The organism is Thiohalocapsa halophila, from assembly GCF_016583825.1.
Lineage (GTDB): Bacteria > Pseudomonadota > Gammaproteobacteria > Chromatiales > Chromatiaceae > Thiohalocapsa > Thiohalocapsa halophila.
In genome coordinates this window covers 83,840-97,203 of sequence record NZ_NRRV01000013.1, presented here as the reverse complement: position 1 = coordinate 97,203, position 13,364 = coordinate 83,840, and the positions used below count along the sequence as shown (strand labels likewise).

Here is a 13,364-nt window from a genome sequence, read left to right as displayed (position 1 = left end):
CCCAGCCCTCAGCCCTCAGCCCTGAACCCTCAGCCCCCCAAATCCCTTTATCGACTGAATCCAAGGCAACACCGACCATGAACGGCAACGACACCAAGCTCCTCGTCGAGCCCATCGTCGACAACAACCCGATTACGCTGCAGATCCTCGGCATCTGCTCGGCGTTGGCGGTGACCACCAAGCTGGCGCCGGCCATCACCATGAGTATCGCGTTGACGGCGGTGATCGTCGGTGCCTGTGTCATCATCAGCCTGATCCGCGATCACATGCCGAGCAGCATCCGGATCATCATCCAGATGACCATCATCGCCTCGCTGGTGATCGTGGTGGACCAGGTGCTCCAGGCCTTCGCCTATGAGCTCTCGAAGCAGCTGTCCGTCTTCGTCGGGCTCATCATCACCAACTGCATCGTGCTCGGTCGCGCCGAGGCCTTTGCCTCCAAGAATCCGCCCTGGCCGACCTTCCTGGATGCCCTGGGCCATGGGCTCGGCTACAGCGCGATCCTGATCGCCGTGGCCGCCATCCGCGAGCTGCTGGGCTCTGGCACCCTGCTCGGTATGCAGGTGCTGCCGCTGCTGGAAGACGGCGGCTGGTACGAGCCGAACGGCCTCATGCTGCTCGCCCCCGGGGCCTTTTTCATTATCGGGCTCATGATCTGGGCGCTGCGCACCTGGCGGCCGCAGCAGGTGGAGAAGCCCGAGTATCGGATTCACATCGTCCATCGCACCGAGCCCGGCTGAGCCGGCGCTCGCCGCCGCCCGCCTTCGTTCCATGATTGTGATGCCCTGCGCCTGAGGAAGCCGTTCGATGGAGCACTACCTCTCTTTGCTGTTCAAGGCGGTTTTCGTCGAGAACCTGGCGCTCGCGTTCTTCCTCGGCATGTGCACCTTCCTCGCCGTGTCCAAGCGCATCGCGACGGCGCTGGGGCTCGGGCTCGCCGTCATCGTGGTGCAGACCATCACGGTGCCGGTGAACGCCGTCATCCACCAATACCTGCTCGCGGACGGGGCGCTGGCCTGGCTTGGTCTGGATAGTCTGGACCTGTCCTTCCTGGGGCTCATCACCTACATCGGCGTCATCGCCGCCATGGTGCAGATCCTGGAGATGGCGCTGGACCGCTACTTCCCTGCCCTGTATCAGGCGCTCGGCATCTTCCTGCCGCTGATCACGGTCAATTGCGCCATCCTCGGCGGCTCGCTGTTCATGGTGGAGCGGGGCTACAACATCCCCGAAAGCACCGTCTACGGCTTCGGGACCGGCTTGGGCTGGGCGCTGGCGCTGGTGCTGCTCGCCGGCATTCGCGAGAAGCTCAAGTACAGCGACGTGCCCGAAGGACTGCAGGGTCTCGGCATCACCTTCATCACCACCGGGCTGATGGCCATGGCCTTCATGTCCTTCTCCGGCATCAGCATCTAGGCGCGGGCGGCGGCGCCGCTTTCCGGAAGCCGTGAGCCTGCTGCCGGCAAGGCGCTCGGTGCGCATATCCAAGGCACGCGCCGCCGCCGGCGGGCGCTAGCGGAGACCCAACCATGCTGACCCTCTCCTTCGGCATCCTGATCTTCACCGCCGTCGTGCTGATGCTGGTGACCGTCATCCTCGGCGCCCGCAACCTGCTGGTGCCCTCCGGCGAGGTGCACATCGACATCAACGGCGAGCGGGACATCGCCAGTCGCGCCGGGCAGAAGCTGCTGGGCGCCTTGGCGGAGGCGGGGCTCTTCGTGCCCTCCGCCTGCGGCGGCGGCGGCACCTGCGGCCAGTGCCGGGTCAAGGTGCTGGAGGGCGGCGGCAAGCTGCTGCCGACGGAGTCCAGTCTCATCAACCGCCGCGAGGCCGCCGAGGGCTACCGGCTCTCCTGCCAGGTCGCCATCAAGGACGACCTGCGCATCGAGCTGCCGCGGGAGCTGTTCGGCATCAAGCAATGGCAGTGCCGGGTGCGCTCCAACCGCAGCGTGTCCACCTTCATCAAGGAGCTGATCCTGGAATTGCCGAAGGGCGAGGATGTCGCCTTTCGCGCCGGCGGCTATATCCAGATCGAATGCCCGCCGTATCACGTGAAGTTCAGCGACTTCGACATCCCCGAGCACCTGCGCGAGGACTGGGACAAATACGACCTCTGGCAGCTCGAGGCCGGCACCAAGCACCGCGTGACCCGCGCCTACTCCATGGCCAATTATCCGGGCGAGGCGGGCATCATCATGCTCAACGTGCGCATTGCCACGCCGCCGCCGGACCACCCGGAGGCCCCGCCCGGCATCATGTCCAGCTATATCTTCGGCCTCAAGCCCGGCGACACCGTCACCATCGCCGGCCCCTTCGGCGAGTTCTTCGCCAAAGAGACCGACGCCGAGATGGTCTTCGTCGGCGGCGGCGCCGGCATGGCGCCCATGCGCAGCCATATCTTCGACCAGCTCAAGCGCCTGGACAGCAAACGGCCCATCACCTTCTGGTACGGCGCCCGCAGCAAGCGCGAGATCTTCTACCGGGAAGACTTCGATGAGCTGGCACGGGACCATGACAACTTCCAATGGCACATCGCCCTGTCCCACCCGCTGCCGGAGGACGACTGGGACGGAGACACCGGCTTCATCCATAAAGTGCTGTACGACAAATACCTCAAGGACCACCCGACCCCGGAGGACTGCGAGTACTACCTCTGCGGACCGCCCATGATGACCGCCGCCGTCATCGGTATGCTGCACAGCCTCGGCGTCGAGGACGACAACATCCTGCTGGACAACTTCGGCGGGTGAGCGCCGGCAGGGTCGGGTGCCTCTTCGCCCGCACCTTGGCCGTCGTCGATGTCGTTGCGCTCGGCAGCGCGCGCCTTGATCGTCGATCCAACCGAGCACCTGCGTGTTCTTCGGGATCTTCGCGGCTCAAATATCGGATCCAGGATCAAACGCGCTGCGGCCGGTCACATACCGCCGCCAACCCAACAGGCAAGAGAAGCCGCCCATGGCCGAACTGCTCTTCACCCTCGTCATCTTCCCGCTTGCAGTCGCCGGCCTGTCGCTCAAGGTCCTCGCCGGCCGCCCCGGCATCACCGGCACCTGCGGCGGCCTGAACCAGATCCCCGGCGTCGAATCTGACTGCGGCGGCGCCTGCCGCATCCCCGGCCGCGTCTGCCCCAACCGCCGCGACTGAAGGCGCACCGGGAGCACCGACACCCTAGCCGCCCCGCCGCATGCCTGCCGGGAGCACCGACTTGTAGCCAGCCCGCCGCGCGCCCCCTGAGGGCGCCGACATTCAGTCGGTCCGCGGTGTGCCCGGCTCGATGCCGGGCACACCGCGTCAAGGCTGCAAGACGCGCACAAACGGGCACGCCATCACTGGACTGACGCAGCCTGGAACCCCACGAGCCCAAGCCGCCCACGCTACCCACGTGACCTGAGCCCATTGAGCAGACCGCGTTCCACCGCGTGCGCACCCTCAACCCAAGGTCTAAGCTTGCCCCCAACACCCATAGCGCCGAGGACCCACCCGTGCTCGATTCCAAAACCGCCAAAGAGGCCATGTCGCGGCACCCCATCACCCTGCACCCGGAGATGGAGGTGCTGGAGGCCGTGCGCATCCTGGTACAGGATGGTATTTCCGGCGCGCCCGTGCTGGACCAGGTGGGTAACCTCATCGGCATCCTCACAGAGCGCGACTGCCTGAAGATCGCCCTGGACGCCGGCTACTTCAGCGAAGGCGGCGGCCGCGTCGAGAACTTCATGAGCACCGACCCGGTGACCGTCGAGGCCCACACCCCCATCACCGAGATCGCCGAGCGTTTCGCCAACAGCAATTTCCGCCGCCTGCCGGTGATGGAGCAGGGCAAGCTCGTCGGCATCATCAGCCGCCGCGACGTCCTCAAGCTGCTGGAAGCCGCCTGGCAGCCGGACCGGCAGCGGATCTGACCGCGGCGGGGCCGAGCCTCGCCGGCGAGCGCTGTCGCGCAGACGCCTTTCAGCATTGGCACCCGGCGGGCCGGGTCAGACAGCCCAATGCCGGAACAGCCAGGTGGTTATGGTTAACGTCCCGATAATTGGCTTTGCGCTGGAAGTCGTCGCGGCAAGGATGCCGCTCCCACGGCGCGGTGTTCTGTGGGAGCGGCGTCTCGCCGCGATGGGTGCTGGCTGCGCGCTGCACGTCGTCGCGGCAAGGATGCCGCTCCCACGGCGCGCTGTTGGCTGTGCGAGCGGCGTCTCGCCGCGACGGATTCTGGCTTTGCGCTGGAAGTCGTCGCGGCAGGGATGCCGCTCCCACGGGGGCCCTGCTGGCGGGGTAGCTGCCGTCCATGACGCGCTGGACCCAGGTCTGGTTGTCCAGATACCAATGGAGCGTTTTCCGCAGGCCGGACTCGAAGGTCTCCTGCGGGCTCCAGCCCAGCTCGCAGCGGAGCTTGGAGGCGTCGATGGCGAAGCGCTGTTCGGTTCCAGGCGATCGGCGTCAGGCGCCCGGCTCAGTCAGGATCATGCTTGTTGCCCAGCAGCGCCTTGAGCCGCGCGAGCTCGGCTTCCGACTCGGCGCGTGCCTGCGCTTCGGACTCAGCGCGTTGTTCGGCCTCGGTCCGGCCCCGCGCTGCGGCCGTCGCCCGGTCCGCCGCCGCCTGCGCGCGCTGTTCGGCCTCGGCCCGTGCTTCGGCCTCTGCTTCTGCGCGCGCCGCCTCGGCCTCGGCGCGCGCGGCTTCAGCCTTCGCCCGCTCCTCCGCCTCCCGCCAGGCGGGCAGCAGGTAGTCGTTGTAGACCGGGTCGTGGCGCAGCTCGGTGATATCCGTGCCGGCCACCATGTCCGCGATGCGGAACTGGAAGCCGGGCAGCGCCTCGGAGCGGATCACGTCGTCTTCCGGCGCGATGGGCCGGTACAGTCCGGTGTCCGGGTCCAGGTGGAAGAACGCCAGGTGCTCGCGCTCCTTGTGCACGATGTAGTACTCGCGCACGCCGCCGGCTGCGTATTCGGCCTTCTTGGTCTCCGTGTCGCGGGCGATATCGGCCTGTGACAGGTCCGACAGCGCCTCGATGCAGAGGTCATAGACGCCGTGATAAGACGCATCCAGCGGCAGCAGCGGCTGGGGGTTGTCGCGGCGCACCAGCGCCAGGTCCGGCCTGCGGATCACGGTCTTGTCCGGCAGGGCGAGACGAAAGCCCATGTCCGGCACCGACTCCTGCGCCACGGGCTCACTGCGCAGGAACCAGCGCAGCAGCTCCGCGAGCCAGGCGAGCGCGAGTAGGGTGCCGTAGTTGGACACGGGCTTCTCCTCCAGGCGGCCGTCGTTCCATTCGTACCGGATGTCGGACTCGGAGTAGTACCGGCACCAATAGTCATGCTCCGACACCAGACGGCCGGCGTGGGAGACGGGCTCCACGGGATGCTCCTCCTGCGGAGCCACCGGGGGCTCGGCGAGTGCGGATCGGCTGCTCATCGATCCCTCCTCGGGTTCATCGGTTGGCTTCACGCTAGCACGGATCGTGCGACGGGTCTGCCCGGGCGGGTCGCTGTCGGTGCAGCGCCGAACTGCGCGGGGACGCCCCGTGCGCTCGTGGTGCTGTTCATCCGAAGCCGCGGTTGACCGGGTAAAAAGACGCCGCCAATGCGGCATCGAGCTGCGTATGAGCAGGTGCGCCCTCAGCCCACTGCCAGGTCCTCGTCCACCAGCACCGGGTCCTGCTTGGCCTTGCCACGTTGCTTTTTGGACTTTGGCGGCGGCTGGAAGGTGCGCTTGCCCGCGATGAGGCGGCCGGGGATGGCGGTGACGACGACGGCGCGGATCTCGATCTCGCGGGCGGCGAGGGCCTCGGCGGCGGCCTTGAGGTCGGCGCGGCGGGTGTGCCCGCTCCTGGCCACCAGTAGGACATTGCCGATGTTGGCGGCGGCCTCTATGACGGCCTCCATGGCGTTGACGGGCGGCAGGTCGTAGAGCACGTGCTCCCCTTCGCGCTTGAGGCGCCGGGCGAGATCGCGGAAGCCGCGGCTGCCGAGCAGCAGCAGGCCGCGATCGTCCGCATAGTCGCCGGCGCTCATCAGGCGGACATAGGGGTTGGTGGTGGGCTCGAAGGCGTCCTCCGGTGCCGCATCGCCGCTGAGGACGTCGGTGATCTCCGCCGGCGGGTGCAGCGCCTCGACGCCGAGCAGGGTCTCCGGACGCGGACCGGCATCGGCGCGCACATCGGCGTCCACTAACAGCGTCAGCTCGTCCTTGAGCGCCAGCGCCGAGGCCAGGTTCACGCCGATGACTGAGCGCCCACTGGCGGGCTCGGCGCTGGTGATAGCGAGGCTGCGCCACGCTTTGGGGGTCAGTGCGGTATGCAGGTCGTTGACGATGCTGCGAAACAGGGTCGACACGGGCGCCGTGGGCACGGCGTGGTCGACGACAGCGTCATCGGCGTGCGGCGCCTGCTGGAACTCGAGCACCAGGTCGCAGCCGGTGATGCTGCGGGCGTCGCGGGCGGTGCGCACCAAGGGGTCGAGGAATTCCAGCGCCAGAGCGACGAAGAGTCCGAGCCCGCCGCCCAAGATCACGCCTGCGGCGCCCACCAGCTTGCGCAGGGACGGTTCCGGGAACACCGGCGGGATGGCGCGCTCGAGGACGGTGAAGCCCGGATCGTTGCGCAGCAGGGCAACGCGGACTTCTGCCTGCCTCGAGGCGAGCTTGTCCACCAGCTGCTCGGCCTCGCGCAGCTCGCTGGCGAGCTCCTGGTAGCCGGTGCGAGCCACGGTGAGCGCGTCGAGCTGGCTGCGGGCGCCGTCCAGGGTCTGTTTGACGGCCGCCGCCTGGGCCTGGAGGATCTGGATATCGTCTTCCAGCTGCTGGGCGCGGAGGCTCAGCTCCTCGCGTTTGGGATTCAGGCGGTACTCGTTCTCGGGCGCCACCTCGTCGTTGCTCTCCTCGATGAGCTGCTCCAGGGTGGCGATACGCTTTTGGATGCGCTGGATCTTGGGGTTTTCTTCTGTATAGCGGGTGCGCGCCTCCTTGAGCTCCCATTGGTAGTCAGAGAGCCGCTGCTTGAAGGGGCTGTAGTAGCGTGAGATAGCGACGACCATTTCGGGCTCTTCGGCGATCTGCGCGCGAATGCGCTTCAGGGCCGCGCGCATGGCGCCGGCCTCTGCGGTCTGGGTCCGATACTCGGTCTCCAGCGCCGAGACCTGTCCCACCAGCACCGTCAGTTGATCCGCCAGGCTCGCGATGTCGTGCTCTTCTTCGTAGGCGAGGACGGCCTTGTGGGCCTCTTCCAGCTCGGCGCGTGCCTCCCGCAGTTGGCTGCTGTAGTCGTCGAACGTCTGCTCGATGTCCTGCCGGCGGATGGCGGCGGCGTTCTCCAGGAAGAGCTCGGCGACGGTGTTGGCGATGCGCACGGCGGTCTGCGGGCTGTCCCAGACGGCGCTGATGGAAAAGAGCTTGGAGTCGCGACCGACGCTCACGGAGATCGCGCCCGCCATGGTCATGCGCAGCACCGAAACGCCGACACGCTCCATGGTCGCGTCCAGCGAGCTGGGTAGCTTGATGGTGTCGATGAAGGTCTGGAGGTCGTACTCCTGGGGCCGGAAGGGCGGCACCTCGCTCAGCTGGAAGGGGTCCCGGTGCGTCTCGGCGATGAGCGTGACCGTTGCTTTCCATTCCCGCGGCAGTGACAGCGCCAGCAGCAGGAAGAGCAGGGTGACGATGGTCGCGATGGCGACGACGATCCATTTGCGCTGCCAGACACCGCGCGCATAGCGCATGACATCGATATCGAGGCCGCCGGACTGGGCTTCGGAGTCGTCGCCGAAGCCGGGGAAGGGCGGGAAGGCGGGCGCCGCCGGCGGCTCCGCGTCGGCTCCGTCATCGGTGAGGGCCGGCGGCGGGGACGTCGACGCCGATGCGCGGCGCTCGGGTGCGTCGGTCGTGCCGCCGGTGCTTGCCTGCTCGTCGTCGCCGGCGGGGTCCGGCACGTCCCAGGCCGCTTCTCCCGGGCTGTCGTCGGCGCCGCCGCGGTCCCGGCCGCCGTGCGCTGGCTGGCCGTCGTCTTGGTCTGCGTCCGAGCTGGTGCGTCGGCGCAGGCTCGCGTCGATCTTCAGCGAATCACTCACTGCGACCCGGTCCGCACCGCGTGAGCGGCATTCATATCCCGGTCCAAACCGTCATCCAGCAGACCGGATGCCGGCTCCTGCGCCATGGCGAGGGCGCCGTGGCGGCGCAGGTCCGCCACCACCACCTGCACTGCGGCGGCATCGAGCCGGCCGCGGCCCTGGTTGAGTACATGCTCCAGAGCCAGTTTGCAGAGTCGATTGATCTCCCGCGGGATGCCGAGACTCGCCTGATGCAGCAGGGTGATGGCGGCGGACTCCAGCGGTGGCTCCCCGATGAGGCCCGCGGCTTTCAGCCGATGGCGGACATAGTCGCCGGTCTCGGCGGCGGTGAGGGCGCCGAGGTGAAAGCGCAGGCTCACCCGCTGGTCGACCTGCGGCAGCCGCGCCAGGCGCTCGCGCAGCTCCGGCTGGCCGATGAGGATGAGCGTCATGAAGTTCTGTCGCTCGGAGGCGATGTTGGTGAGCGCCTTCAGGGCCTCCAGGGTGTCGAGGCCGAGCTGCTGCGCCTCGTCCACCAGCACGATGAGATGTTTGTCCTGGCCCGCCACTTCCTCGGCGAGGGTGCGCTTGAAGGCGGCGAGCCGGCTGTAGCGGTCCGGCAGGTCCGCGCTGTGCACGCGGGCCCCGCGCATTTGGCTCAGCATCTCCAACAACAGCCCGTCGAAGTCCAGCAGGCTGTTCTCGATATTGACTCGGAGGTGATCGGCGGACGACAGCTGCGCATAGAGCAGGGTGCGCAACAGGGTCTTACCGGCACCGATCTCGCCTGTGAGCAGGCCGATGCCCATGTTGCGGTCCTGGGCCAGGAAGAGCAGCCGGGACAGGGCCTCGCGATGTGCGGCGGACGGAAAGTAGAAGCGTGTGTCGCGCGTGTTCTCGAATGCCGGGCGAGGTGGGTTGTCCGGGCCGAGCTCGCCCATCTCCGCCGCGTCCGCCGCTGAGACCTGGCGGGTTTCCGGATCGGGCTGGGACACGGGCGGATCGGTGTCTCGGGGATCGGCGGACATAGCGGGACCAAGGCTGCTCGCTTCCCAGTATATGCCAACGGCGGCCTGACATCGGTGGCATCCTGATCAGGGCCTAGGGATTGTGCGGGGAGCCGCAAGTCTTAGCCAAAACGAGAGAGTCTGGGCGGGTCAAGCCCGCGGAGATATCCGGCCTAAGGGTCGCGAGGGCTCGAGGGCGTGCGCACGCAGGCGCTCCACTACGGCAAGCTAGTCGTCGGGAGACTCGGCGGGCGGATTGTTCATGAAAAAGGAGACCCGTGCCGGCAGCGGCGGGACACGGATCAACCGCGCCTGTTGGGCTTGGCCGGGGAACAGTGGTACGGCCACCAGGCTCAGGGCGAGGTCGTCGCTACTGAAGCCAAGGGGGTGGCGCAGTGGGCTGTAGCCGATGAACTCGCCGTTGAGATAAATGGCCGCTGCGGTGGGTATGCTATCGATGTCTACCCAGCGGCGGGTCTGACCATCGGGTCGGCTGGCGGCGGTTGCGGTGGTGTGACCGGGCTCGGCGCAGTCCGCGGCGAACGCCGAGCAGCCGCGCGCGAGACCGCCGCTGAGCGGCGCTGTGCAGCCGCTCGCCGCCAGCAGTGCGGCGAGGGCCGCCGTCAGCACACTGCCCGCGTTGGCCCGGGCCGTGCGGCGAGCGGTCTTTGCCTGGGCTCGCTGCATTCGCCGCCCGGGCCCGACGCTCGGCAGCGCCTCTGGTGTGCCGCTGCGGCGCAATCCGCCCATGGCTTCAGGGGCGCTTCTGAGCCGCCAGGGCTTGGAGCTCTGCCAGCGTCGCCGCGGCGGCGCGGTCCCAGGTAAAGCCTGCCGCTCGCGCCTTGCCTTGCTCCGCCAGGCGCGCACGCAGCCGGCCGTCCTCGAGGAGCTGCGCAAGAGCGCTGGCAATAGCGTCGGCGTCCGTCGGGTCGAACAGGAGCCCGGCGTCGCCCACGACCTCGGGAATACTGGAGGTGTTGCCCGCGCAGACGGCGGTGCCGGCCGCCATGGCCTCCAGCACCGGAATGCCGAAGCCCTCGAACAAGGACGGGAAGACGAAAACCTCGGCCTCGGCGTAGAGCGCCGGCAGCAGCTCGCTCGGTACGAAGCCGGCAAAGACCACCGCATCGCGCAGACCGAGCTCTGCCACCCGAGCGTCGATGGCCTCGGCCCCGCTCCAGCGCCCGCCCGCGAGTACCAGGCGATGGGGCAGGTCGCGGCTGCGCCGCAGTTGCGCGAAGGCTTCCAACAAGCGGACGTGGTTCTTGCCGGGGTGCTCCAGGCGGGCGGTGTAGAGCAGGTAGGGCCCGTCGATGCCGAGCTGTGCCCGCATGGCGGCGACAGTACTCGCGGGCTGATCCGGCGTGAAGCGGCCGAGATCGGCACCGTTGTGGATCACGGCGATGCGCTGCGCCGGCACGCGGGCGAAGCTTTCCAGGTCTCTGCGCGTGGAATCGCTGACAGCGATGACCCGATCCAGGCGGCGCATCATCGCCGGCAGGACACGCATGATGTAGGCCATGCGCAGCGCGTCGTACTTTTGCGGCACATGCAGCTGCGAGAAGTCGTGCACGGTGCCCAGGCTCGGGACGCCGTAGGACCAGGCGAGCCGGCGGTTGCCGGCGGGCATGAACACCAGCTCGCAGCCGTGTGTGCGCAGCACCGCCGGCAGGCGCAGCAGATGCCAGCCGATGCTGGCGACGGGGTGGGCGGTCCAGTCCGGAAAGCCGACGACCTCTAGCCCGGGATGCCAGGATTGCACCCAATCCCGCTCGCCGTTACCGACGAAGGCGACAAGCTCGTGCTCCGGGGCCAGCGCCACCAGACGGCCGACGATATTGGCCATGTACTGGCTGATGCCCGATTTGCCGCCGTCGCCGGCGAAGGCGGAGATGCCGATGCGCATGCTGGTTGTGGCTCGTGCTATGCGTGTCGTTGTTGGCTGCGCCCGGCCTTGGGGCGCGCTAGCCGGCGTCTGCCACGGCCTCCTGCAACACCCGGGTGAGATGGGCCAGGCAGGCGTCGGGGCTGTAGCGCTCGCGCACGCGCTTGGCTGCACGCTTGCCGAGCATGCCGGCGAGCTCGGGGTCCGCCAGGAGCCGGGCCAGGTTCTGCGCGAGCGCGTCGGTGTCGGCCTCTCGCGCCAGCAGGCCGGTGATGCCGTGGTCGAGCCAGTCCGGGATGCCGCCGACGGCGAAGGCCGCCACCGGCCGGCCGCGGGCCATGGCCTCGATGCCGACCATGCCGAAGGGCTCCGGCCAGCGCGAGGGCACCACACTCACCGAGGCCCTCGCGTAGTAGTCGTCCAGCGCCGCATGGTCGACCCAGCCGGTGAAGGTGATGCGGTGGGCGATGTCCAGCTTGACGGCCAGCGCCTTGCAGGCGGGCAGATGGTTGCCGGTGCCGACGATGGTGGCGTGCCAGTCGCCGGGCACTTGCGCCAGGGCCTTGAGCAGCAGGTCGACGCCCTTGCCGCGGATCACCTGGCCGACGTAGAGCACTTCCGGCGAGTGCGACGGCGGTTGTTGCTCGCAGCGCGCCAGCGACTGGGGCACCGGCGGCACGATGCGGATGCGTGCCGGCGGCAGACCGTTGATGCGAAGCTCATCGCGCATCCAGCGGCTGCCGACGATGAGCCGGCGGACCTTCGCATGGGCGGCAATGGCGGCCCGCACGTCGGCGGTGCCCTTGAGCGCAATGGGCCATGGCCCGCTCGGTGCGCGCTGCACGAAGCAGAGGTGGGTATAACAAGCCCTACCGGCCGGCTTGTCGCAGACCTTCTGGCTGATGGGGAAATACTTGTGCCGGCGCGGGCATACCAGGTCGTGGTCGTGCACCATACGGGCCGTGGGGAAGCGGGCGGCGAGATCGGCGACCCGCGCCGGGTCTTCGAGCTTGTGCAGCAGGAGCACGTCGGGCCGAAAGCGCTCGATGGCGGCCTCGTCGGTGCCGGTTTCGGCGAAGACGCCGAGGTAGTCCGGCCGCGGGCTCGGGTCGGCATGCAGCAGCCCCTGGGGCAGCCCGCGCGCGGCGAGGCCCGCGGCGATGTCGTGCAGGATCTGCTCGACACCGCCGTAGAAGCCGGCCCGCTCATGGACGTGAAGTACGCGCATTCAATCCACCAGCGCCAAACGCTTCAGGATGTTGCCGAGGTGGTCCACCAGGCGCCGCTCGCGGTAGTAGCCGACATAGACCTCCCGTGCCTTGTCGGCGATGCGTCGGCGCTCGTCCTCGTTGTCCAGATAGTACCGGCACTGATCCAGCATGTCGGACATATCCCACTTCAGCGGCACATAGGTCTCGCCGGGGAAGCAGACATCCGGCTCTGTCTTGATGTGCTCGAGCGAAGGCTTCAGCAGCAGGGCGCCGAAATACATGGCCTCGTAGTCCTTGGGCGTGTACTCACACCAGCCGGACGGCGAGACGAAGATCCGCGCCTGGGCCATTTCCCGATAATATTCGGAAAACGAGACCTTGCCTGTGGAGGAAACTACTGCGTAGTCGTCGGCGAGGTGGTTGAGCTCGGCGATGGTGGTTTCGCGGTGCTTGCGAGTCCAGCCGGCGTAGAGGGTGGCGCGGCAGTAGGCATCGATGGTCTTGCCGCGCCCACGTACGCCGTCCAGCGCCGCTTTGGCCTTGGCGGCGGCGAAGCGGTGCGGCTTGTCCTTGCCGAGCAGCACCAGGTCCGGCTTGCCCTCGGCGAGGTAGATCATCCGCTTCCACAGGCCGAAGTTCCAGCCGAGCATCAGCTTGTGCTCGTGCTCTGCGGGCAGCTCGGACTGGAAGAGCTCGGTCCAGACCTCGGATAGGATGCTGTCGGAAGCCTGGCCGATTGCCACCAGGTATTGAATGAATTTGGAGCCGCCGAGGAAGCGCCGGGAGTAGTCGTCCCAATCGGTGTTGAGATACTGCTTCAGGTACAGGTCCACATACGGCAGGATGCCGAAGTGCGGCGATTGATTGCCGTCGCCGTAGTCGAAGTGCACGAGCTTCTGATCCGGGCAGCTGCGGCGCAGCTCGCGGTAAAAGTCCAGGAGCTTGTGCCGATCCGTGTCCCAGGGCACGGAGATGACGATAAGCTCGCCCGAGAAGGCGCGGGCGTCGATCAGCTTCTGCTGCAGGCTGTCGGAGACGATCTCCCGGCTGGTCAGCCCGAAGCGCGATTGCAAATCCTCTTTGTAGTGGATGAACGGATACAAAGACCCATGGCCGAAGCCGGTGTTGGACAGTATCAGGGCCTGCATCGCGTTCTCCGCTGTGGGGGTGTGCTGTCATTGTTATGGCCGGCAAGGCCGCAGGTGGGTCAAACCCCTGCTAAGCCCATGGTAA

Annotated in this window: 12 protein-coding genes and 1 pseudogene; 5 read left to right on the top strand and 8 right to left on the bottom strand. The window is 67.8% G+C overall.

The window, feature by feature from the left end; translation table 11 throughout:
- Positions 1-77: 77 nt before the first annotated feature.
- From CKO31_RS07790 to CKO31_RS07770, 5 genes are all read left to right on the top strand, one after another.
- On the top strand, positions 78-740 hold the full coding sequence (locus tag CKO31_RS07790) for an NADH:ubiquinone reductase (Na(+)-transporting) subunit D (RefSeq protein WP_200235641.1): 663 nt from the start codon (positions 78-80) through the stop codon (positions 738-740).
- Positions 741-807: 67 nt separating this feature from the next.
- A complete protein-coding gene (nqrE, locus tag CKO31_RS07785; RefSeq protein WP_200235639.1) occupies positions 808-1,416 on the top strand; it encodes an NADH:ubiquinone reductase (Na(+)-transporting) subunit E in 609 nt (202 codons plus the stop codon).
- 113 nt (positions 1,417-1,529) lie between these two features.
- Positions 1,530-2,750: an NADH:ubiquinone reductase (Na(+)-transporting) subunit F gene (gene nqrF / locus CKO31_RS07780; RefSeq protein WP_200235638.1), complete on the top strand. Its 1,221-nt coding sequence runs from the start codon at positions 1,530-1,532 to the stop codon at positions 2,748-2,750.
- Between the two features lie 205 nt (positions 2,751-2,955).
- Positions 2,956-3,144 (top strand): hypothetical protein, encoded by a 189-nt coding sequence (locus tag CKO31_RS07775; protein WP_200235636.1) that lies wholly within the window; start codon positions 2,956-2,958, stop codon positions 3,142-3,144.
- Between the two features lie 338 nt (positions 3,145-3,482).
- On the top strand, positions 3,483-3,899 hold the full coding sequence (locus CKO31_RS07770) for a CBS domain-containing protein (RefSeq protein WP_200235634.1): 417 nt from the start codon (positions 3,483-3,485) through the stop codon (positions 3,897-3,899).
- Positions 3,900-4,254: 355 nt separating this feature from the next.
- Here CKO31_RS07770 and CKO31_RS26745 read toward each other — a convergent pair.
- The 8 genes and pseudogenes from CKO31_RS26745 to CKO31_RS07735 form a co-directional block, all read right to left on the bottom strand.
- Positions 4,255-4,422 (bottom strand): annotated as a pseudogene (locus tag CKO31_RS26745) (dTDP-glucose 4,6-dehydratase); the annotation flags it as partial.
- 22 nt (positions 4,423-4,444) lie between these two features.
- Positions 4,445-5,404 carry a Uma2 family endonuclease gene (locus CKO31_RS07765; RefSeq protein WP_200235632.1) on the bottom strand — a complete coding sequence of 320 codons (960 nt, stop codon included), beginning with the start codon at positions 5,402-5,404 and terminating at the stop codon, positions 4,445-4,447.
- Between the two features lie 203 nt (positions 5,405-5,607).
- On the bottom strand, positions 5,608-8,049 hold the full coding sequence (locus tag CKO31_RS07760; RefSeq protein ID WP_200235630.1) for a GumC family protein: 2,442 nt from the start codon (positions 8,047-8,049) through the stop codon (positions 5,608-5,610).
- A complete protein-coding gene (locus tag CKO31_RS07755; RefSeq protein WP_200235628.1) occupies positions 8,046-9,023 on the bottom strand; it encodes an ExeA family protein in 978 nt (325 codons plus the stop codon). The genes CKO31_RS07760 and CKO31_RS07755 overlap by 4 nt, the downstream gene beginning before the upstream one ends.
- Positions 9,024-9,263: 240 nt before the next feature.
- Positions 9,264-9,722, bottom strand: coding sequence for a hypothetical protein (locus CKO31_RS07750; RefSeq protein WP_200235627.1), 459 nt, complete (start codon positions 9,720-9,722; stop codon positions 9,264-9,266).
- Between the two features lie 67 nt (positions 9,723-9,789).
- On the bottom strand, positions 9,790-10,941 hold the full coding sequence (locus CKO31_RS07745) for a glycosyltransferase family 4 protein (protein WP_200235625.1): 1,152 nt from the start codon (positions 10,939-10,941) through the stop codon (positions 9,790-9,792).
- A 58-nt stretch (positions 10,942-10,999) separates the two neighbouring features.
- Positions 11,000-12,148, bottom strand: coding sequence for a glycosyltransferase family 4 protein (locus tag CKO31_RS07740; RefSeq protein ID WP_200235623.1), 1,149 nt, complete (start codon positions 12,146-12,148; stop codon positions 11,000-11,002).
- A complete protein-coding gene (locus CKO31_RS07735; RefSeq protein WP_200235621.1) occupies positions 12,149-13,279 on the bottom strand; it encodes a glycosyltransferase family protein in 1,131 nt (376 codons plus the stop codon).
- Between the last annotated feature and the right edge of the window lie 85 nt (positions 13,280-13,364).